Raw genomic sequence first — 20,807 nt, forward strand, 5'->3', positions numbered from 1 at the left:
CCGTCGCCCGGGCCCCGGCGTTTCCGGCGGGGCGGGGCGATACGTGCGGTCGCGAACAGGTTCGCGCGAGCCGGCCGGTCATGCGCCACGCCGACGCGTCCGGCCTTTCGCCGCCACTGGCCGTCAGGCCGGGCGGACCACACTGTGGATGATCGAGTCGCCGCCGTAGTAGATGGATTCCTCGCGGACGTAGGCACCGGGCTTCGGGGCGTGGATCATCATGCCGTTGCCGATGTAGATACCGACGTGGCTGATGTCGTCGTAGAAGAAGATGAGGTCGCCGGGCTGGGCGTCGGTCAGGGACACCGTCGTGCCCACGTTCACCTGGTCGTAGGTGGTGCGCGGCAGGGAGACGCCGGCGGCCTTCCAGGCGGCCTGGGTGAGTCCGGAGCAGTCGTAGGAGCCGGGCCCGGTCGCACCCCAAACGTACGGCTTGCCGATCTGCGCGCGGGCGAAGGCGAGCGCTTTTGCGGCCTTGGTGGCGTACGTGGAGCCCGATGAGGAGGTGGAGGTACCCGAACCCGAGGTCGAGCCCGAACCCGAGGTCGACCCCGAAGACGCACTCTGCTGCTTCGCCGCCTGCGCGGCCGCGGCCTGCTGCTTGGCGAGCTCCGCCGCCTTCCGCGCCGCCTCCTCCTGCTTCTGCTTCTCGATCGCCGCGAGGCGTGCCTTCTCCTCCGCAGTCAGCTTGGACAGCAGTTCCCGCGCGGTGGACAGCTTCTTCTGGATGGTGGACTTGGCCGTCTTGAGGTCGTTCTGCGACTGAGTCAGCGTATGGAGGCTCTTGATGGCCTTCTGTCGCGCCTTCAGGGTCGCGGACTGCTCGGTGACGTAGTCGTCGACCGCGCCCTTCTGGCGCGAGGTCAGCCGGTTCATCAGCTGCGTCTGGTCGAAGTAGTCCTGCGGGGAGTTCGAGAGCAGGAAGGTCGCGGTGTCGGAGGTGACGGCCCCGGTCCGGTACTGGGCGGCGGCGATCGAACCCAGTTCCTCACGCGCCTTGTTGAGCTTGGCCGTGCGCTTGGCCACGTCGTCGAGCAGGGTGTCGACGCGCTGGCGCTCCTTCGCGGTCTTCTCCTTGGCCGCGTCGTACTTCTCGGTCGCCGACTCGGCCTGACGGTACAGGTCGTCGACCTTCGTCCGGACCTCTTCGAGGCTCGGCTTGTCGTCGGCGGAGGGGGTGGCATTGGCGGTCTGGGACAGCAGAGCCACGGAGGTGAGGGCTGCCGTGGCGAGGACAGGGGTGCGTATGCCGACTACGCGCGGACCCGTGGGGCGCGACTTGCGGTGTGACGCCAAGGGTGGCGACTCCTTCCATGTTCCGCCTACCGAGTTAGCTGTCGGGTTCGGGCGGGTGGTTCGGAAGGGTTGCCCTACGACCCTTTCCCCGGAAGGGAGTTGGGTCGATTCACCCCAAGGTCGGTGGGTCCCCGGCTCCGGCTGCCGCTCTGGCGCGCCGGACTCGGCGGAGGTCGCACGGCCCGGCGACGTTCGCCGGTGGGGGTCGGGCGGCCTGACGGGAACGCTAGCCAACTCGTGCGGCCCCTGTGAAGGTTGGTGGGTGATATGCCCGATACATTTTCGTGACCTTTTCTCGGTGGCGTCGCCGAGTACAGTCAATCTGCCGTGATGTGGGTTGAGCTGTCCAGAATTGCGACGCCCGTGCATGTCTCCCCGCGTCCGGACGAGGGCTGCTTCGCGTCCCGGCCGGACGATTGCGGTCCGTGACCGGGCTGTGGTTGACGGTAAGGAGGTGGCGAGCGGTCGCGTTCCCAGCGGGCATGCACCGCAGGCAGTGCGCTCTTGTGGTGCGGGGCACAGGGGCAAGCAGGTGCCGGCACTGTGTCCGTGACTGTTGCGAGTGTTGCCGCAACACCTCACGGTGCACCAGTGCTGACCTGCGGATCGGGAGCGTTGCGGGCTGTCAGGTGGGATGGCAACGGGCTCGGGGTGTTGCCGGTTTGTCGATTGCCTGGCGCAACGGATTCACCAGTCGTCATTGTGTGGCTCATCGCTATGCGGGCCCATCCGCGGGCGCGCTGTCCCCGCCGGCGTCCGGCGGGACGAGGAAGGGATGGTTCGATGGATCGCTCGCTTGTGTCGGTGAGGGCGGCGCTGGTGCTGTTACTCGCCGCGCTGGCCGGTGTGAGCGCCGGCCTGCTGTCGGTGCTGGCCGGAAACGGGATCGCGGGCGCCGCGCTCGTCGGGCTCACTGCCGCGGGTGGGGCCACGCCGGTGTTCAACCAGGCGATCACCCCGGACGCCACCCCCATCAGGCCGGCCGTCCGTGGGGCGGAAGCGAAGGGCGGTGGCACGCGTGGGTGAGCTGCGCCCTCTCGCCCAGGACCTGACACCGGAATCCCGTGCGCTGGCCATGGCGCTGCGGGAGCTGTTCGAAGGCCTGGAAGTCTCGGTCCGCCGCTATGCGGCCCGCCGCGTGCGCGACGCCGGCACCTTCTCCCGCTACCTCAGCGGCACGCGCGTCCCGCCATGGGAAGTGGTGATGGACCTGTTCACCGACGTCGCCGAGCACCGCGGCATGGCCGCCACCCCAGACGCCATCGAACTGGTCCGCCGCCTTCACCGGGCAGCCGTCGAAACCAGCACCTCACCTCGCCACGCGGTCGAAGTGCTCGAGCAGCAGCTTGCCGAAGCGGACCGCGACTCACGCCGCTCCACCGCCCGCGGCGACGCACTGAGCGACGCGCTGCTGGACCGCAAACACCGCATCGCCGACCTGGAAGTGCGTCTGAACCAGCTGGAAGCCGAATGGAGCGCGGAACGCGAACGAGCTGAACGCCTGGCCGCAGCCAATCCAGACGTCACCGAGCTACTTCATGAATGCGACCAGCTGCAGGACGAAGTCACCCGCCTGTCCGCCCAGCTCCACGAAGCGCAAAAACAGCGCGACGAAGCAGAACAGCGTTGCACTCTGCTGGAACGGCAGCTTGAAGCGGTCGAACAGGTCCAGCCCGTCGCCGCCGTGCCCCCGACGGTCTCGCGGGCCATGCCCAAGGTCCTCATCGTCGACGATCAGCCGGACAATCTGATGGCCATGACCGCCGTCCTGTGCACCCTCGACCAGGAGTTGGTCGCCGTCTCCTCTGGCCGCGAAGCCCTCAAAGCCCTCCTCGACCACGATGACTTCGCCGTGATCATCATGGACGTCCAGATGCCCGATATGGATGGCTACGAGACCGCCGCCCACATCAAACGACGCCCTCGCACCCACGACGTCCCCATCATCTTCCTCACTGCCATGGGCACCGACCCCGAACACTCTGCCCGCGGTTACGCCGCCGGCGCGGTCGACTACATCGGCAAGCCCTTCGATCCCTGGGTCCTGCGCGCCAAAGTCGCGGTTTTCACCGGCATCTACCTCGAACAACGGCGCCTCGCCGGAGACCAGTGACCACAACGCCGCAGTGATGGCAAGCGACTCGCGCCCTAGGCAGTGATCTGGATGTCGGGCCTGCCGACCTGCCGTTCCCCTTCGCCGGGTTCTGGGTTGGAATCAGGAGTCCGACGGGGTCTTGTAGAGCCGCACAGTGGCGGCGATTCTCCGTAGGGTCGCGTCCGGTACCTCGTCGGACACGTTCTTGGCGCCGAAGAACGACCAAGAGACCAGACCCCCGGCAGAGTTCTTGAAGGCAAAGGTCCATGCCTTGCCGTCCGTGGCGCACTTTTTCGATTTCTTCACGCCCACGGACCAGGCAGTACCCAGACTGCCCTTGAGGCCGGAGTTCGTGGTGAACGTCTCGACGGTGCCGGTCTTCACCTTCGTCTTGTCCGGCTGGGTGTACGCCCCGTACACCCAGGTCTTCGGGTCGGAACCGGCGATCTCCTGAGTGCTTCGGTAACCGCTGTTGCCCCTCGTACCCACCTGGGCCAGAGGTACGTCCTCCAGTGCGCCGTCCCGGTCCTCGTCGGAGGAACACCACTTCTTCTGCAGCATCGCGACATTGCGTATGGCGATGAGTGGTTTGTCGTCCGGGTCCCCGTCCTTGGAGACATAGGTGACCCAGCTGGGAGACTGGATCTCCCATTGGGGCGGGACGTCCAACGCAATTCCCTGAGTCGGATTCGTCACGACCTTCCAGCCCTTGATCGTGGCGGTCCGGGTGTCGGGTCCTCGGGGGTTGGCGGAACTCTGCGACGATGATGCGGTGTCGGTCGGCTTCGGGTCGGGCCCGTCGTGCTTGTGGCCGCGGAGCACAAGGAATCCGGTGACTCCTGCCGCGAGCACGGCGGCCGCCGCAGTGATGACGGCGACGAGTGCGGTCCGGTTCCGGCCGCCACCCGTCGGCGGGGGCACGGGTGGGCCGGCGGTCGGCTGCGTGGGCATCTGCCAGTGCTGGGGCTGCTGGTAGGGGTTCGGCTGGAACGGGCCGGGACCGGGCTGCTGGTACGGGTTCGACTGATCTCCGACCGGGGGCTGCTGCGGATTCTGTCCGCCCCTCGGCGACTGCTCTCCTGGCCACATGCGCCGTAACGATACGGCAGCCGCTTCCGCGGGAGCGGCGGAGGGCAACCGGGAGGTACCGAGTTTGCCGAGTGGCGTCATTCGTGCTGGTTGATGGCCGTAGGCCTTGGAAAAGGTGCGCAGGACCGGCAGGTTGGGGTGTGCGTCCAGGAGGGGTATGCGTCGAACGTGCGCCAGGCGGCTCAGTCCCGTCCGCCGTGCCAGCGGACAGCGACGGCACCGGCGAAGTCGCCTGCGTGGGCGAATCCCCCGAGCACCATCAGGTCGCCGTCCTCCACCTGCCGGGAGCTGATCGCGCGGTCCAAGGTGATCGGGATCGCCGCTCCGAACAGATTCCCATATGCGTCGAAGGTGTTCAGGTGTCGTTCGGCCGGCAGTTGCAGCGCCTCTCGCCAATTCCGCAGGAAGGTGCGGTTGGGCTGGTTGGTGATGAGGGCGTCGATGTCGGTGGTCGCCACGCCGAGCCGCCGGCACAGATCCGTGACCACCTCGGGGACGAGACGGTTCCCGCGTGCCAGAACCTTGGCGACACTGGCGTCGGTGAACCCGATCCGCAACTGGGACTCTCCCGGCTCCCAGTACTTGCGACCGTCGTCGACCGCCAGGGTCATGTCCCCGGCGTACTCGCCGATGTGCCGGGTCTCCACGTCGAGGACCGGCGACTGCGCCGACGTCGTCACGAACGCCACACCGCACCCGTCGCCCGGGATCGCCGCCTGGGCGAGTTTGCGCACCTGGGACTGGGTGAACCATTGCCCCGCCGCGCTTTGCGCGTTGCATATCAGCGCGGTCTTCGCATCGGTGGAGGTGAGGAGCTGCCGGGCCATCTTCACCATGTACACGAAGGACGCGCAGCCCGCGTTGGCCACGTCGACGAGCCACTCCGGGTGCAGGCCCAGCCGACGCGCCACCTCGGTTCCGGCGCCCACGAACGGCAGGTCCGGCAACTGACTGTGTACCAACAGCACGTCGACGCCCCGGATCTCAGCCCCGCCGTGCCGTTCGATCAGGGGCTGCACGGCGCGCTCGACCATGTCCGCGTTGGTCTCGTCCACGGCCACGTGGTGCCGTAACGGCGGGACCTTGAACATGGGGTGGTTGCGGAGCTTGTCCTCGGCTCCGGGGAAGTCCGTGTAGAACTCCGCGGGGACCGGCTCGCCGGGCAGGTAGCTCGCGACGTCGGTGAGGCTGACCGTGGTCACTGCGCCTCCGCCCTCGCCGGAGTCACGCTGACCGGCAGGCCGCCCCGGTGCCGGTGTTCCAGGATGGCCTTGAGGTTGTGCATCTCCACGGTGTGCCCTGCGTAGAAGAGGTCCCAGTAGTCGCCCACCCAGGGCCGGTCCGGGCGGGGCGCCAGGTCGGGGTGCGGGTTGTCGTCGTAGTAGGGGTGCCGGCAGTTGGTCCAGGTGATCACCGAACCCGGCTTGTCGAGCACCAGTCGGGCCGGGACGACACGCATCAGGTAGATCATCCACAGCTTCTCGCCCTGGTCCCAGGAGCAGTGGTAGTCCACGGTCATGGCCTCGGGGTTCGCGAGCACCTTGCAGTAGATCCTGGTGTCGTCCTCGAGCCGGTCGTGACCCACCCACAGCCCCGGTGTGCCGGTCGGCGCGAAGTCCCGCAGGCTGCACGTCCACTCCTCCAGGTGGTGCCCCTGGCGCAGATAGTCGTAGGCCGCCTCCGGGGGGCAGTCGACGTACTCGTGGAGGGTGCAGTACTGCCCGTAGACCTGATGGTGGGGGTAGACCGCGTGGGTGAGCTCCATGCAGTGGGCGGTCAGTTCCTCCTTGCCGGCGTTCTCGATCCGGACCAGGCCGGGGATGTCAGCCAACGTGGACGACTCCTCGCTCATCTGAACCCTCCTTGCTCTTGGTGGCTTCGGTGAAGGACTGGAAGGGAAGGAACGGGGGGATCTCCCGTGGGTCGCAGGCCACCGCGACGAACGCCGGGCCGTCGCCCGCATTGCTGCGCAGCAGTGCCGTACGCAGGTGCGCCGCGTCGGTGGCTTCCGTGGCCTGCAAGGACGGGAAGGCGGCGGTCACTCCGGCGGCGAGGTCGGTCCGGGTGAACAGGTCGTCGCTGCGCACGCCGCCCTGGAGGAACTCCTCCCGTAGTGCGCACATGGCGTGGGCGTTGTTGTTGAAGATCACGAACGTCACGGGTGCGGCGTACTCCACGGCGGTGTGCACTTCCATCCCGTGCATGAAGAAGGCCCCGTCGCCGGCGAGGACGTAAGTGCGCCGGCCGGTGGCGAGCGCGGCGCCGATGCCGGCACCGAAGGTGTAGCCCATGCCGCCCATGCCGACCGCCACCACGAAGCGGCCGTGGCGCGGTGCCGGGAGGAGATGGACCGCGCTGGCCCCTGCGTTGCCGGCGTCCACGAAGACGTGCGCGTCCTGGGGGAGTGCCGCCGCCACCGCGGCGACCGCCTGGGCATGGGGGACGGTTCGCTCCCGGGCGTGGAAGAGCGGGCCCGGCATGGGTGTGGGAAGGGGGCCCGCGTGCGGCGGGCAGGGACGTGGGTGTGACGGCAGGCGGGCGGTGACCGCGCGCAGCGCGTCCCGCAGGTTCCCACCCAGTGCGGTGCCTGCCACGAACGGCGGTTCGGGGCCGAGGCAGACGACGTCGGTGGCGGCCAGGGCCCGGTCGAGGCCGCCGCGTGCCAGGAGCGGCAGTCGGGTACCGACCAGCAGGCACAGGTCGGCCCGACGCAGACAGTCTTCGACGTTGGCGTGGCCCATCACCCCGGCCACGCCCGCGAACCGGGGATCACGGTTGTCGAAGACGTCCTTGGCGTCCGGGGTGACCGCCACCCATGCCCCGAGGCACCGGGCCAGTTCGGCCAGATCCGCACGCGCGTCGGCGGCGGCGACATCCTCACCGGCGATGACGAGGACGCGACCGGCCCCGCGAAGGGCGTCCGACACGGCGGTCACGGCGGCTGTGTCCAGCCGCGCCGCGGATGCCGTCGCGGGGCCGCCCGGTGCCGGGGCCGTGTCGCGGGCGGGCACCTTGATGCGCGCCTGCTGCACGTCCTTGGGCAGCAACAGCACGGCCGGTCCGCGTGGATCGGCCTGTGCCGCCGCGACTGCCCGGGGCAGCAACTCCGGGAGCGCGTCCGCGTCATCGACCCGGGCGCAGAACCGGGACACGGGTGCGAAGACCTCCCGTGCGTCGAAGGAGCCGGCCTTGCCGCTGGAGTCCTGGAACGCCCCGTGCCCTTCCTGGCCGGTCGGCGGCTGGCCCACCAGGGCCAGCACGGGTACCCGGGAGGCGTACGCTTCCGCCAGACCCGGTACGAGATTCATCGCCCCACCGCCCGAGGTGGCGGCAACAACGCCGAGGCGCCTGGTGGTACGCGCGTATCCGTCGGCCATGGTGACGGCGGAGAACTCGTGTTTGGCGACGACGCCACGGACGGCGCCGCCGCGGTGCACGGCGTCGTACAGGTCCTCGATGTTCGCGCCGCCGACGCCGAACACGTGGGTGACGCCGGCCCTGGCGAGTTCCCCGGCCAGATAGTCGACCAGGCGTACCGTTTCCGCCTCGCGTAATTCCGAGGTCGTGGTGGTCATGCGGGGCTCCCCTCCCGCTCGTGGTGCCGGTCGATGAGGCCGGATGGCGAGGTGACCTGAAAGCGGTGCCGGTATTCCTTGGGGGTGAGTCCCAGGGTTCGTCCGAAGGAGCGGAAGAACGTCTCGGGAGCGGCGAATCCGCAGCGGCCGGCTATCTGGCCGATCGTCAGGTCCGTGGTCTCCAGCAGTTCGCGTGCGCGGGCGATACGCGTTCGCTCGACGTACTGGCCGGGCGTCGTGCCCACCTCGCGCCGGAAGACCCGGGCGAAGTTGCGCTGACTCATGTTGGCCTGCCGCGCGATCTCGGCCACGGGCAGCGGGTTGTCCAGGTTGTCCAGAATCCACTCCTGTGCCGCCCGGATCGGCGGATGGTCGGCCAACTGGGCGTCGAGGACGGCGCTGTACTGGGACTGTCCTCCGTGCCGCTTGAGGAACAGCACCAGAAACCGTGCCGTCTCCAGCGCGAGCGCGGCACCGTGATCGGCCTCCACCAGAGCCAGTGCCATGTCGATGCCCGTCGACACGCCCGCGGAGGTCACGAAGGGGCCGTCCCAGACGAAGATCGGTTCGGCGTCCACCGTGACCTCCGGATAGCGGCAGGCCATCGCCTCGCTGTACGCCCAGTGCGTGGTGGCGCGTCTGCCGTCGAGGAGGCCCGCCTCGGCCAGCAGAAAGGATCCGCCGCATACGGAGGCGACTCTGCGCGACCGGGCCGCTGCCCGGCCGATCCAGGACACGAGCCCCTGGTCCTGGAGGGCGTTGTCGAGACTCCATCCGCCCGGCACGAGGAGCGTGTCGATCGGTCCCTGCCCCGCCCCCAGTGGCGAGGCCCCTATCACCACTCCCGAACTCATGCGCACCAGTGGTGCGTCGGCGGAGACGAAGTCGGTCCGGTAGGGGGTGCCCGAAGGGCCCAGGAGCCGGTTCGCGGTATCGAACACTTCAATCGGTCCGGTGACGTCCAGGGCCATCGCGCCCGTGTACACCACCACAACAACACGTCGCTCCAACACGGTCACAGCCTGTATCGGATATGGCACTGGCTGCAATGACAGATTATTGACGTATCCGGCCAACCAGCCTGCTCGGGCGGGAAGGAAGGGGCGCCGGCAAGGCAGTTCGTGCGTCCGAGCGGACAGTGGTGGTGAGGCAGCTCACAGGGCGTCGGTGCGGCTGCGCGCTGCACCGACGCCCTCACCTCCGGATCACGTCCGGCTACGAGGCCTCCCGTCGCCGCGGGTCATTCGGCTGCGGCGAGCAGCCGTGCCTCGCCCTCCTCGTACAGCCGCAGGCTCTCGCGGCTGTCGGCGGCGCGGCGCCGGTGGTCCAGGCGGCTGCCGAGCCAGCCCGCCAGGTAGCCGAACGGGATGGAGACCAGTCCGGTGGACTGCATGGGGAACCAGTCGAAGTCCGAGTTCGGGAAGACTGCGGCCGGCGTGCCTGAGACGGCCTTGGAGAAGACCATCAGCACCAGCGCACAGGCCGTACCGCCGTAGAGACTCGCGAGCAGGCCGGTGCGCGTGAAGCCTCGCCAGAACAGGGAGTAGGTCAACGCGGGGGCCACGGCCGAGGCCCCGATGCAGATCGCCAGCGTGGTCAGGACGGCGACGTCCCAGTTCTGGACCAGGGTGGAGAGCGTGATGGCAACGACTCCCACGGCCACGCTCGTCCACGCCGCCACCGTCATCTCCGTACGCGGCGCCGCCCGTCCCCGCCGCACGGTGTGGGCGAACAGGTCGTGGGCGAGCGACGAGGCCGCGGCCAGGGTCATTCCCGCGACCGAGGACAGCAGGGTGATGAACACCGTGCCTGCCATGGCCGCGTAGAGAATCGTCGTGCCCACGGAGCCGGCGCCGCTGCCGAGCGCCCGGGACAGCATGAGCACCGACGTCCTGCCGTGCGGGTCGGCCGCGGTGATGTACTGCGATCCCACCAGCGCGGCCGCACCCGTACCCATGATGATCACGAGCAGGCAGAACGTGGTGACCGTGCCGACCGCCCACGACATGGAGCGGCGCACGGCGGGCACGTCCCGCGCCGAGTACAGGCGCATCGTGATGTGCGGCAGGCAGGCAGCGCCGAGGATCACGGTGATCTGGAGACTGGCGAAGTCCAGCCGGTCACCCGCCGAGGTGCCCAGTTGCAGCCCCTGCTGGAGGAAGGCGGGGCCCGCTCCGCTGCCGCGCCGGGCGGCCCGGAGCACGTCGTCGGGGCTCCAGTCGAAGCGGTTCAGGACCAGGGCGGCGACGGTGACGCTGGTGCCCAGCAGGAGCACGATCTTGATCATCTGGATGAGCGCGGTGCCCCGCATGCCGCCGATCGCCGCGTAAATGATCATCAGGCTGCCGACGAGGACGATGCACGTCGTCCTGGCGCCGGCCTCGTGCGGGATGCCCAGGATGAAGGTGAGCAGCGACCCGGCTCCGGAGAGCTGGACGACCAGGAAGGGAAGGGTCGCGCTGAGCGTCACCAGACAGGAGGCGATCCGGACCGCCCGCCCCGGCATGTTGCGGGCCAGGACGTCGCCCATGGTGAAGCTGCCGGCGTTGCGCAGCGGTTCGGCCAGCAGGAACATCAGCAGCACCAGCGACAGGGCGGTGCTGACCGCCAGGACGTAACCGTCGTATCCGGCGAGCGCGATGATGCCGGTGGTGCTCAGCACCGTGGCCGCCGAGATGTAGTCGCCCGCGATCGCCAGGCCGTTCTTGAGGGGGGTGAGCGAGAGGTAGCCGGTGTAGAAGTTCGTCAGGTCGTCGCGGTCCGGTCCCGCCATGACGCACATCAGCAGGGTGAGGGTGACCAGGGTGGTGAACAGGACCAGGACCAGAGCCTGTGTCCCCGTGCCGAAGTCGTTCATCTCGCCACCCCGGCTTCCCGGCCCGGCCGCCGCACCGCCCGCTCCCGCACGGCCTGCGCCAGCGGGTCCACGGAGCGTCGCGCGCTGCGTCCGTACCAGAGGACCGCCGCGAAGGTGACGACGAGCTGGAGGACGCCCAGGGCCATGCCCAGGCTCAGCTCACCGGCGATCCTGGACCCCATCAGGTCCGGCGCGAAGCAGGACAGCACGACGTACACCACGAAGGAGCCGAGCGCGGTGAGCGTGGAGACCCGGCGGAGCGTGCGGTAGGCCGAGCGCAGGGCGGTGAGGTCGCCGCCGTGCCGCTGGGTCTCGGGCCCGTACGGTTCGTGCCCGGGTGCCTGCCCGAACGGGTCGTACGAAGAGGCGTCGTATCCGTACCGGTTGTCCTGCGGGACGTCGTGTCCGTACGACTCCTGCCACGGATCCCGCCCGTACGGCGCGCGCCGAGGGGAGTGGCCATAGGGGTCGGTCTGCGGCTGCGGCCATCCCGGCGGTGCTGGTGGCGGGTGCGGGTACGAGTTGTCGTCGGGGTGTGTCATCGCATGGCCTTCCGGTACGGCTCGGATGCGTGGGAGGTGGGCGGTGAAACCCGGGTGGGGCGGCGCACGATACCGACTGGTTGGAATGCCTGATAAGCCTGCCGAGCGTCACGTTTCGGGTTCGATGCGGCATCCGGTCGACAGCGATCGCTCGATGAGCGACGACCACCCCGGACCGTAGGCCCCTGGACGTACGATGACTTGTGGGGAATGTCACACTCGCACGCGTACCTACTGGTCGGTATGGTCACGGGGAGCCGCGAACGACAGGAGGCGCGATGTCCGCGACCAACCGCCAGATCCGTCTGGCAGCCCGCCCCGTGGGCGAAGTGAAACCCGAAGACTGGGAGCACCGTAGCGAACCCCTCGAGGAACCGGGCCCGGGCCGGTTCACCGGCCAGACGCGCGTCATCTCCCTGGATCCGGCCATGCGGGGCTGGCTGGACGACCGCCCCTCCTACGTGCCGCCGGTGGGCATCGGCGAGGTGATGCGCGCCGGATCGGTCGTCGAGGTCACCGCATCCGACCACCCCGACTTCCAGCCGGGTGATCACGTGGTCGGTATGTTCGGCGTCCAGGAGTACGTGGTCTCCGACGGCCGGGGCGCCATGAAGATCGACACCTCGCTCGCCCCGCCGTCGACGTATCTCGGCGCGCTGGGCATGCCCGGCATGACCGCCTACTTCGGCCTGCTGGACGTCGGGGCGCTGAAGGACGGTGAGACCGTCGTGGTGTCCGGGGCCGCCGGCGCGGTCGGCACCATCGCGGGTCAGATCGCCAAGGCCAAGGGCTGCCGGGTCGTGGGCATCGCCGGAGGGCCGGAGAAGTGCGCGTTGCTCACCGACGAACTGGGATTCGACGCGGCGATCGACTACCGCGCCGACGACGTCAAAAAGGCGCTGCGCGAGCACGCCCCCGACGGCATCGACGTCTACTTCGACAACGTCGGCGGGGACATCCTCGACGCCGCGCTGACCCGGTTGGCGATGCACGCGCGCGTCGTCGTCTGCGGTGCGATCAGCCAGTACAACAACACCACGCCGGTCAAGGGCCCCTCCAACTACCTCTCGCTGCTGGTGCGGCGCGCCCGGATGGAGGGCTTCGTCGTCTTTGACTACGCCAAGCGCTACGCGCAGGCAGCGCAGGAGATCTCCGCCTGGATCGGCGCCGGCCGCATCAAGGTCAAGGAACATGTGGTGAGGGGAACCGTGGACGACTTCCCCGAGACGTTGCAGATGCTCTTCCGTGGCGAGAACGTCGGCAAGCTCGTGCTGGAGCTGTCATGACCACCGCCGAGAGCGGGGCCGCCGCCCCGCGGGGAGAACAGAGCGACGGCGGCGCGCTCCAGGGAAAGGTGGCGATCGTCACCGGCGCTGCCAGCGGGCTGGGCCGGGCCACGGCGCTGGCACTGGCGAGGGCGGGGGCGCAGGTGGTCGTCGCGGACCTCGACGCGCGCGGCGGCCGGGAAGTGGCCGACATGGTCGGTGGCCACTTCCGCGCCTGTGACGTCTCCGACCTCGACGCCAACCGCGCGCTGGTGGAGTTCACCCAGGAAATGTACGGCGGTGTCGACATCGCGCTGCTCAACGCGGGCGTGGCGACCGGATGTGGCGTCGGCGAGGATTTCGACCCGGCGCGCTACCACCGGGCGATGGGGGCCAACCTCGACGGCGTGGTCTTCGGCACCCACGCCGTGCTGCCCGCGCTGCGGGCCCGCGGCGGAGGATCGATCGTGGCGACCGCGTCTTTGGCGGGCCTGGCGGCGGTGCCGCTCGATCCGCTGTATGCGGCCAACAAGCACGCGGTCGTGGGACTCGCACGCTCCCTGGGGCCGGCTCTCGCGCCGGAGAACGTGCGCTTCAACGCGGTCTGCCCGGGGTTCGCCGAGTCGCGGATCATCGACCACCTGCGCGGCATGCTCTCCGAGCAGGGTCTGCCGGTCATCCCGGCCGAGACCGTCGCCGACACGGTGCTGCGGATCGTCACGGGTGACGGCACGGGGGAGTGCTGGTTCATTCAGGTCGGCCGCGAACCGGAGCCGTTCCGCTTCCGCAACGTCCCCGGCCCGGGCAAGCCCGTCGGCGTCTGAGACGTTTCCGGGTGGGCCCGGAGAACGACCGGGCCCACCCCCGCCGCGAGGAATCGCCCGCAAGAGCTCCAGTAGCTGGGATCCCTCACGAAAGCTGCATCTCTCCACAGTCTTGAGTGACTCCAGGGAAGGCGTACCATCGAAGGAGATGGCAATGCTCTCCACGACCTCCCTTCGAAGGTGTGTCCGCATGGACCGCGCAGTCACCCGAGAACCCTGCCAGGGCGGAACGGCTGCTGACACGGCTGTCCCTCGCTCTTTCGAGAGGGGGATCTGGTCTCTGCCGTGGACGCCGGCCGCGTGTGGTCTGGCGAGGACGGCCGTGCGCAACGTACTGCCCCGATGGGGTCTCGATGATCTCGTCCCGGCCGCCGAACTGCTGGTGAGCGAGCTCGTATGCAACGCGCTGCGGCACGGCGCAGGCCCGCTGGGGCTCACCCTTGAGCGGGTGCCCGACGTACGCTGCTCGGTCAGCGACGGTTCTTCGAAACCACCGCGCCCCACCGACGCCGGCCCCGAGGACGAGGGCGGCCGCGGACTGGCACTCGTGGACATGCTGGCCGCACGGTGGGGCTGTGAGCGCGGGCTGCCCGCGGGCAAGACCGTGTGGTTCGAGCTTTCCACCGAGGCGGACACACCGGGGCCGGACGAAACGGAAGCCCCGGACAGGCAGAACGCACCGTGGAGGGACGGTTGCGTCCCGGACGGCCTGGTCACACCGGACGGCGACTGGAAGGACGAGGCCGCATGACACCTGCGACGACAGGCGAGGAACCGATGGCGCTGGCCGCGGCGCGACTGCGCACGTCGGGCATGCGGGTGACCGCCCAGCGCATGGCCATGCTGATGGCGGTCTCCGAGTCGGCCGGCCACCTCGACGCCGACGCCTTGCGCGAGCGCGCTCAGCGGGTCACGGGCAGCCTGTCCCTGCAGGCCACCTACAACGTGCTGCGCGCCCTCACGGACGCCGGTCTGGTCCGGTGCACCCAGATCCCCGGTCATCCGGCCCGCTACGAGATCGACCACCACGACAACCACCACCATTTCGTGTGCCGCCGCTGCGGCGCCATCCGTGACGTCGAGTGCACGGTGGGTGCGGCTCCCTGCCTCGAGGCACAACTGCCGGCGGAGTACGCCATCCAGGAAGCCGCCGTGACGTTCTGGGGCCTGTGCCCCGACTGCCGGGCAGCCGCTCCGGCGTCCTGACGGAGCCGGACCCCTCCCGCACATCCTCGCGGGCCACCAGGGCGGCCCCGGACGGGCGGGCCGCAGGTGGGGCCGGGCAGCTCCTCGGTCGCCGTGGTGATGCGGGCGATGAGTGAGCGGATCGAGCGGCCTCGGTACACGGCCGGTCCGAACTCCTGGCGTGTGTCCACCGTTGCCCGAAGCGCATCCGCCTCGGAGTGGGCGAGGCTGACGATCTGCGCGGAGCCGGACGGGTCTCATCGGGTGGCACGAGAACTCGGAGACGGTGGCTCGGAAGATCGCGGACGAGGTGTGCGGCATCCTGTCCCATCTGCCGGCGCCTCCCCGTTGAGTGCCTGGCGCCGACGGTGGCACGGCCCATGGTGCGCCGCCTTTCCTGTCGGCGACGTGCGGGTCAGCCGAGGCCTTCGGCTCCCCCCGGGGTGGCTCCTGCCGCCGCTGCCCGTCGATGCGGTGTCTCTCGATCGAGGAGCGCCGGTGGGCTTGCCGGCGGCTGTCCTGACCCACTGGCACCGGGGTAAGGGCGCAATCGCGGAGTGTGACGCTGCCCAGTTCCCGAGCACAGCCGCCCGGACGTCGGATCCGCTGTCACAGTCTTTCGGCCCGCGGTGTGAGGGCGGCGCAACTGAATGTCCCACGCGGCCTAACAGGTCGGAAACCGGCCGCCACGGTGTTCGGACTAGCTTCGTGACTATGAGGGTGTGGACGCCAGTACAGTCGGCGCTCGGCAGGCTTTGCGCAGTCGGCAAGGGCGGTTTAGGCCAGGGCAGTTCGGGGCGCCGCCGCCGTGGCCGCACGTCACCCGGCCGTCGGCCGCTGCCTGGCTGGCGCAGCATCAGGGGCCGGGTGGCGGTGGTCATCACGGTCCCGATCTGCCTGCTGCTGGCGGTGGCCGGTCTCGCCGTGCACGGCCGCGCCGTGGCCCTCGGCGACGCCCGGACGACCCGTTCCGAGGTTGGCCTCAGCTTGCGCATCCAGGCCCTGGTGCATCAACTGCAACGCGAACGCGGCCTGACCAATGGTCTCCTGGGAGGCGAGGAGGAGTTCCGCTCACCGCTCACGGCCACCCGCAAACGCGTTGACACGGCGCTGCGCGGAATGCGCCACGAAAACACCGTCAAGGATGTCGTCCATCGGCACTTGCAGCACCTTGGCGACATCCGGTCCGCTACCGACACGGACACCGCAGACCGGGCCGCGACCCTGACCTTCTACACCACCGCCGTCGAGGCCCTCAACGCCGTCGACCCGGTAGCGGAGACCGCGACTGGCGCCGACCCTCAACTGCGCGACGGGCTGGGGGCGTTGCGGGAACTGGCCGCGGCGAAGGAGTCAGTCGCTCTCGAACGCGGCCTCCTCAACGGCGTGTTCGCCGAAGGCGGCTTTCACGGCCGCGAGTACCTCACGTTCACCGAGGTACGTGCCACGCGCGTCGCCGCCCTCGCCCGTTTCCGGCAGATCGCCACCGCACCCCAGCGCGCGGCCTTGAAGAACGCCTTCGGCACCGAGGACGCCCGACGAGCCACCGCCTACGAGAACCGGGCGGAAGGCGCCGACGGCGGTTCCGCGCTGCGCGCCGATGCCAGCGCCTGGTGGGATGCGATGACCGTTCTCGTCGACGATCTGTACGCCGTCCAGCAGTCGGTCGGTGACGACGTACGGGCCCGGGCCGACCGGCTCAGCCACGACGCCGAGGCGGGCCTCGCCGCCTCTCTCGGCGCAGGAATGCTGATGGCCGCCCTCGTCGCGGGCCTCGCCGCTCTTGCCTCCCGTTCCCTCACGCGCCCTCTCGGCGCGCTCGCCGAGGCCGCCCACGACGTGGCACGACACCGACTGCCCGCGACCGTCGCCCGGATCCAGCAGTCCCCGCAGGACCATGCGGAGCTCCTCCCGCCGTCGGACGTCCGGGACAACCCCGATCCACTGCCGCTGGGCGGCGCGGCGGAGATCGCCGAGGTCGCAGCGTCCCTGCACCAGGTGGAACGCACCGCTCTCCGGCTGGCTGCCCAGCAGGCCGGCCTGCGCCGCAACACCACCGAATCGCTCGCCGATCTCGGCCGCCGCAACCAGAACCTCGTGCGTCGTCAGCTCAGCCTCATCACCCGCCTGGAACGGCAGGAACTCGACCCGGACGCCCTCGCCGAGCTCTTCGAGCTCGACCACCTCGCCACCCGTATGCGGCGCAACGCCGAGAGCCTTCTGGTCCTGGCCGGGCAGAATCCGCCGCGGCCCACGGCAGCACCTGCCGACGGCCTGGAAGTCGTCCAGTCCGCCGTCGCCGAGGTGGAGCAGTACCGGCGGGTCCTGATCACCACCGTGGAGCCGGTACGGGTGCGCGGACACGCCGTCGCCGATGTCGCCCATCTCCTTGCCGAACTCATCGAGAACGGGCTGACCTTCTCGCCACCGACCGAACCGGTCGAGGTGCACGGCTGGTACGACACCGAGGACGACACTTACTGCTTCGCTGTCGTCGACCATGGCATCGGGATGTCCGAAGCAGACAAGGAACGTGCCAACGCCCGCTTCTCGGACGGCGGCGAGGAAGCTTTCCTCGCCGCGCCCACCCGGTTCCTCGGCCACCTCGTCGTCGGCCGACTCGCCCGCCGCCTCGGTGATGGCACCCAAGTCCACCTTTTCGACACCACCGGCGGCGGCCTGTCCGCACTCCTCGCCCTCCCCGGGCGCCTGCTCGCCCCCGCGGAGGGCCCCTCCGCCTCACCCCCGCCCGCCAGGCCCGCTGTCTCCTCCCTGCTCAACGGCTTCCGAGCAGGTGTCGCACGTGCCGAGGCCCGAAGCTCACAAGGAGCGTCATCGTGACCACCGCCGTCCAGAATTTCGGCTGGCTCATCTCGGAGTTCGTACGCACCGCCGACGGCGTCACCGATGCCGTCGCCGTCTCCTCCGACGGCCTGCTCATGGCCGCCTCGGACAGCCTTGGGCGAGATCGCGCCGACCATCTCGCCGCCGTCGTCTCCGGCATCACCAGCCTCGCCCAGAACGCGGCCACGGCACACGGCTTCCGCGGCATGAAACTCGTCATGATCGAAATGCTCGGGGGATTCCTCATGGTCGGCCGCATCCGCGACGGAAGCTGCCTCGGCGTCCTCGCCGCCGAGGGGTGCGACGTCGGCCTGGTCGGCTACGAGATGGCCATTCTCGCCGACCGCGCCGGAGAACTGCTCACCCCGCAGTTGGTACTCGAACTCCACTCCGCTCCCTTTGCCGCGAACTAGGTGCGGCACGCTCGGGCCCTGGCCTGGTGTTTCTCAGTGCCCCCGGCCTGCTGCGGCGCGGCCGGCACCACGGCGTGCGGCACACCGTCTCTACGTACGACGACTCCGAAGGCCGGGCGGCCGATGGCCCTCTCCGGTGATTCGGGTCCCTACGGGCAGAGCAGGAGAAGGTCTTCGCCGTGTTCCAGACCCTGGGCACCCCGTCCACGGCAGCCGTGTGGGGCTACCTCAACCAGCAGAAGGTGCCGCCGGCCCTTCATCGCCATGGGTGCGTCCGTCTGGGGCACCGACGACGACACCCCTGGACCATCGGGTGGCAGCCCGACTACGCGGCCGAGGCGCGGGTGTACGCGAAGTACTTCAGGGGCGTGAGACCGAAGGCCGAGGTTGCCGTCCTCTACCAGAACGACGACGGCAAGGACCTGCTCGGCGGGTTCAAGAAGGCCGTCGTCGGCAGCGGCATCAAGGTGGTCGCAGAGGAGAGCTACGAGGTCACCGATCCTTCTGTCTCCGCACTGTTGGCGATCCTCGCCCGCTCCGAGGCGGACGTGCTGCTGGACGTCACCACTCCGAAGTTCGACAGCCAGGCCCTGGCTGTCGATGCCAGGAACACCAGGTGGAACCCGCTGCACATCGTGAACAACGTGGCCTCGTCCGCCGCCGTGCTCCAGCCCGTCGGGTTCAAGGACGTGCAGGGCGTGGTCTCGGCGACCTGCTTCAAGGATCCCGCCGATCCGCAGTGGGCGGACGACCCCGAGATGAAGACCTACACGGACGCCACACCGGCTCGACGCCGGAAAGGATGAGCCCGGCGACCACCGGCTGATGCGCGTCGCGCCCGACGAGGAGCCGGTTGCCCGGGCAGGTCACCACCAGCATGGCGGCCTTCACCGACAGTGAACTGCCACACGTCGTGATGAACGTGTGATAGGTGACCGAGCTGCGTGTGGCCGGGCCTCCGCCACAGCTTCAGCGCGTGCTGGAGCTGACCGGAGCCGATGCAGTCGTGGATGTGCGGGCGACAGCGGAGCAGGCGGTGGCACAGCCCGCGGGGCGTCGGCTGACCGTCGAACATCCGGGTGGTACCCAAGAACCGATCGGCCACTGCCGGCCCGCCGGCTCCCCAACGCCGTGCCCTGGCTCCCGCAGGTGTCGAAGGCTCTCCTGGGGGCAGTCGGTGTTGTGCAGATCCGTGACGGGCCTGTGGGTGCCAGACGACCCCGGGCGGCACGGAAAGGAGGGCGGCACCAGGTGCGCACCGTAGGAGTGGAGGAGGAACTCCTTCTGGTCGACCCGGACAGCGGGGAGCCGAAGGCGCTCTCGGCCGCCGTGCTTGCTCATGCCGCCCAGGACGACCCCGGACAGGACGTTTTCGAGAAGGAGCTGTTCGGGCAGATGCTGGAGTTCGCCACGCACCCGCAGTCGGAGATGGCGGCCCTCGGCGCCGAGATCGTGCGCTGCCGCAAGGAGGCGGCGCGACTGGCCGGCGAGCTCGGTTGCGCGGTCGCCGCGCTCGCCACCTCTCCGCTGCCGGTCAGCCCGTCGATCAGTGTGAACGAGCGCTACCAGTGGATGGCCGAACGGTACGGGACCGCCGCCCAGGAGCAGCTGGTGTGCGGCTGCCATGTGCATGTGTCGGTGGAGTCCGACGAGGAGGCCGTGGCCGTGGTCGACCGGCTGCGTCCATGGCTTGCCGTGCTGTGCGCGCTGAGCGCCAACTCGCCGTTCTGGCAGGGCCAGGACACCGGCTACGCCGCCTACCGCAGTCGGGTGTGGGGGCGCTGGCCGTCGGCAGGGCCGACGGAGCTGTTCGGGTCTGCCGAGCGGTATCACCGGCGGGTGGCGGACATGGTGGCCACCGGGGTCATCCTGGACGAGGCGATGGCGTACTTCGACGCGCGCCCGTCCGCGCGCTATCCGACGGTGGAGATCCGGGTGGCGGATGTGTGCCTGCGAGCGGACACCGCCGTCCTCGTCGCCGCGCTGGCCCGGGCCCTGGTGGAGACGGCGACCCGCGACTGGCGGGCGGGCGGACGACCGCTCGACCACAGTGTCAGCCTGCTGAGACTGGCCGCCTGGCAGGCCGCCCGGTCGGGCCTGGACCGGGATCTGCTCGACCCTGTGACCATGCGGCCCCGGCCCGCCGCGGACGTGGTGCGCTCGTTGCTGGAGCACCTCGGGGACGCGCTGATCGAGAGCGACGACGCGGCCCGCGTCGAAGGGGCCATTGCCGAACTGCTGAGCTGGGGCAACGGCGCCCGCGAACAGAGGCTGCTCATGGAGCGCACGGGCAGCTTGCGGGACGTCGTCGCCGAGTGCGTACGGCACACCCAGGGTGAGTGACCGGTCCAGAGGATCAGAACGAGGGCGCACACGAGGAGAAGGCCACGACCAGAACGACACGAGGACCAGCGTCAAGGGAGTTCTGGCCCCGTACGTGGGTGGGTTGCGCGTCCCCCGGCGCCAGGCCTCGGCAGGCTGCTCTCGAGGTCTCGCCGGGAGGGACTCTGCCTCCGGGCTCCGGTCCAGTGCTCCGCTTGGGCTGCGGATCTGGTTCCACCGGCCGACCCGCATGTGCCCGACGAGCCCCGCTCCGGGTACGTCTGGGAAACGGGCCGGGTCGCCGGGGCCTGCCGGTCCCAGGACGCGAGCGCGGCACGGCACACAGCCTGCTGTGGTGATCTTCCAGCCGCCGACAGGAACAGGGTGTCGGCGTTGAGGCTGTTTGAGCCTGTCGGCCGTAGACCTGGTACTTCGCGCACTGAGCTCCCGTAGGACAGCTCACTCTCATGGGCCCTGCGCACCCGGAACGGCCGAAAAGG

General features: G+C 69.7%; 19 protein-coding genes and 1 riboswitch. Of the genes, 10 read left to right on the forward strand and 9 right to left on the reverse strand.

Translation table 11 applies throughout. The annotated features are described in order from the left end of the window. Positions 1 to 123: 123 nt before the first annotated feature. Entirely contained in the window at positions 124 to 1,296 is a 1,173-nt protein-coding gene (locus AQI88_RS31195; protein WP_067005531.1) for a C40 family peptidase, read from the reverse strand. An 8-nt stretch (positions 1,297 to 1,304) separates the two neighbouring features. After that, positions 1,305 to 1,475, reverse strand: a riboswitch (cyclic di-AMP (ydaO/yuaA leader). A 604-nt stretch (positions 1,476 to 2,079) separates the two neighbouring features. Between AQI88_RS31195 and AQI88_RS31200 the strand changes: the two genes are divergently transcribed. Beyond that, positions 2,080 to 2,322, forward strand: coding sequence for a hypothetical protein (locus AQI88_RS31200; protein ID WP_067005533.1), 243 nt, complete (start codon positions 2,080 to 2,082; stop codon positions 2,320 to 2,322). Then, positions 2,315 to 3,409, forward strand: coding sequence for a response regulator (locus AQI88_RS31205; protein ID WP_067005602.1), 1,095 nt, complete (start codon positions 2,315 to 2,317; stop codon positions 3,407 to 3,409). The genes AQI88_RS31200 and AQI88_RS31205 overlap by 8 nt, the downstream gene beginning before the upstream one ends. Before the next feature lie 102 nt (positions 3,410 to 3,511). Here AQI88_RS31205 and AQI88_RS31210 read toward each other — a convergent pair whose 3' ends face one another. The 7 genes from AQI88_RS31210 to AQI88_RS31240 all read right to left on the reverse strand — a co-directional run bounded on the left by AQI88_RS31210 (position 3,512) and on the right by AQI88_RS31240 (position 11,454). Then, entirely contained in the window at positions 3,512 to 4,480 is a 969-nt protein-coding gene (locus AQI88_RS31210) for a DUF8017 domain-containing protein (protein ID WP_067005535.1), read from the reverse strand. 182 nt (positions 4,481 to 4,662) lie between these two features. After that, positions 4,663 to 5,682 carry a 3-oxoacyl-ACP synthase III family protein gene (locus AQI88_RS31215; RefSeq protein WP_067005537.1) on the reverse strand — a complete coding sequence of 340 codons (1,020 nt, stop codon included), beginning with the start codon at positions 5,680 to 5,682 and terminating at the stop codon, positions 4,663 to 4,665. After that, complete coding sequence (locus AQI88_RS31220; protein ID WP_067005538.1) at positions 5,679 to 6,332, reverse strand: hypothetical protein; 654 nt, start codon at positions 6,330 to 6,332, stop codon at positions 5,679 to 5,681. Before AQI88_RS31220 ends, AQI88_RS31215 begins: the two co-directional genes overlap by 4 nt. Continuing rightward, positions 6,304 to 8,055, reverse strand: a complete 1,752-nt coding sequence (locus AQI88_RS31225) for a thiamine pyrophosphate-binding protein (protein ID WP_067005540.1) — start codon at positions 8,053 to 8,055, stop codon at positions 6,304 to 6,306. The genes AQI88_RS31220 and AQI88_RS31225 overlap by 29 nt, the downstream gene beginning before the upstream one ends. Next, a complete protein-coding gene (locus AQI88_RS31230; protein WP_244184408.1) occupies positions 8,052 to 9,068 on the reverse strand; it encodes a GlxA family transcriptional regulator in 1,017 nt (338 codons plus the stop codon). Before AQI88_RS31230 ends, AQI88_RS31225 begins: the two co-directional genes overlap by 4 nt. A gap of 227 nt (positions 9,069 to 9,295) precedes the next feature. Further along, on the reverse strand, positions 9,296 to 10,912 hold the full coding sequence (locus tag AQI88_RS31235; RefSeq protein ID WP_067005544.1) for a sodium/solute symporter: 1,617 nt from the start codon (positions 10,910 to 10,912) through the stop codon (positions 9,296 to 9,298). Further along, positions 10,909 to 11,454 (reverse strand): DUF485 domain-containing protein, encoded by a 546-nt coding sequence (locus AQI88_RS31240; RefSeq protein WP_067005546.1) that lies wholly within the window; start codon positions 11,452 to 11,454, stop codon positions 10,909 to 10,911. Before AQI88_RS31240 ends, AQI88_RS31235 begins: the two co-directional genes overlap by 4 nt. A 278-nt stretch (positions 11,455 to 11,732) precedes the next feature. On the opposite strand from AQI88_RS31240, the gene AQI88_RS31245 reads away from it, so the two are divergent. The 8 genes from AQI88_RS31245 (at position 11,733) to AQI88_RS31280 (ending at position 20,328) form a co-directional block, all read left to right on the forward strand. Beyond that, positions 11,733 to 12,740, forward strand: coding sequence for an NADP-dependent oxidoreductase (locus tag AQI88_RS31245; RefSeq protein ID WP_208615946.1), 1,008 nt, complete (start codon positions 11,733 to 11,735; stop codon positions 12,738 to 12,740). Beyond that, complete coding sequence (locus AQI88_RS31250) at positions 12,737 to 13,543, forward strand: SDR family oxidoreductase (protein WP_067005548.1); 807 nt, start codon at positions 12,737 to 12,739, stop codon at positions 13,541 to 13,543. The genes AQI88_RS31245 and AQI88_RS31250 overlap by 4 nt, the downstream gene beginning before the upstream one ends. 190 nt (positions 13,544 to 13,733) lie before the next feature. Further along, on the forward strand, positions 13,734 to 14,294 hold the full coding sequence (locus AQI88_RS31255) for an ATP-binding protein (RefSeq protein ID WP_341849526.1): 561 nt from the start codon (positions 13,734 to 13,736) through the stop codon (positions 14,292 to 14,294). After that, positions 14,291 to 14,749, forward strand: coding sequence for a Fur family transcriptional regulator (locus tag AQI88_RS31260; RefSeq protein WP_167357492.1), 459 nt, complete (start codon positions 14,291 to 14,293; stop codon positions 14,747 to 14,749). The genes AQI88_RS31255 and AQI88_RS31260 overlap by 4 nt, the downstream gene beginning before the upstream one ends. A gap of 846 nt (positions 14,750 to 15,595) precedes the next feature. Then, entirely contained in the window at positions 15,596 to 17,569 is a 1,974-nt protein-coding gene (locus AQI88_RS31265; protein WP_244184409.1) for a sensor histidine kinase, read from the forward strand. Beyond that, on the forward strand, positions 17,566 to 17,985 hold the full coding sequence (locus AQI88_RS31270) for a roadblock/LC7 domain-containing protein (RefSeq protein WP_067005551.1): 420 nt from the start codon (positions 17,566 to 17,568) through the stop codon (positions 17,983 to 17,985). The genes AQI88_RS31265 and AQI88_RS31270 overlap by 4 nt, the downstream gene beginning before the upstream one ends. A 179-nt stretch (positions 17,986 to 18,164) precedes the next feature. Further along, complete coding sequence (locus tag AQI88_RS31275; protein ID WP_067005552.1) at positions 18,165 to 18,791, forward strand: ABC transporter substrate-binding protein; 627 nt, start codon at positions 18,165 to 18,167, stop codon at positions 18,789 to 18,791. Between the two features lie 445 nt (positions 18,792 to 19,236). Further along, the gene (locus AQI88_RS31280; RefSeq protein ID WP_067005553.1) at positions 19,237 to 20,328 is read left to right on the forward strand and encodes a glutamate--cysteine ligase 2; all 1,092 of its coding nucleotides are present in this window, start codon (positions 19,237 to 19,239) and stop codon (positions 20,326 to 20,328) included. 13 nt (positions 20,329 to 20,341) lie between these two features. Here AQI88_RS31280 and AQI88_RS47970 read toward each other — a convergent pair whose 3' ends face one another. Next, on the reverse strand, positions 20,342 to 20,776 hold the full coding sequence (locus tag AQI88_RS47970) for a DUF6480 family protein (protein ID WP_244184411.1): 435 nt from the start codon (positions 20,774 to 20,776) through the stop codon (positions 20,342 to 20,344). Positions 20,777 to 20,807 lie beyond the last annotated feature (31 nt).

Source organism: Streptomyces cellostaticus, assembly GCF_001513965.1.
Classification (GTDB): Bacteria; Actinomycetota; Actinomycetes; order Streptomycetales; family Streptomycetaceae; genus Streptomyces; species Streptomyces cellostaticus.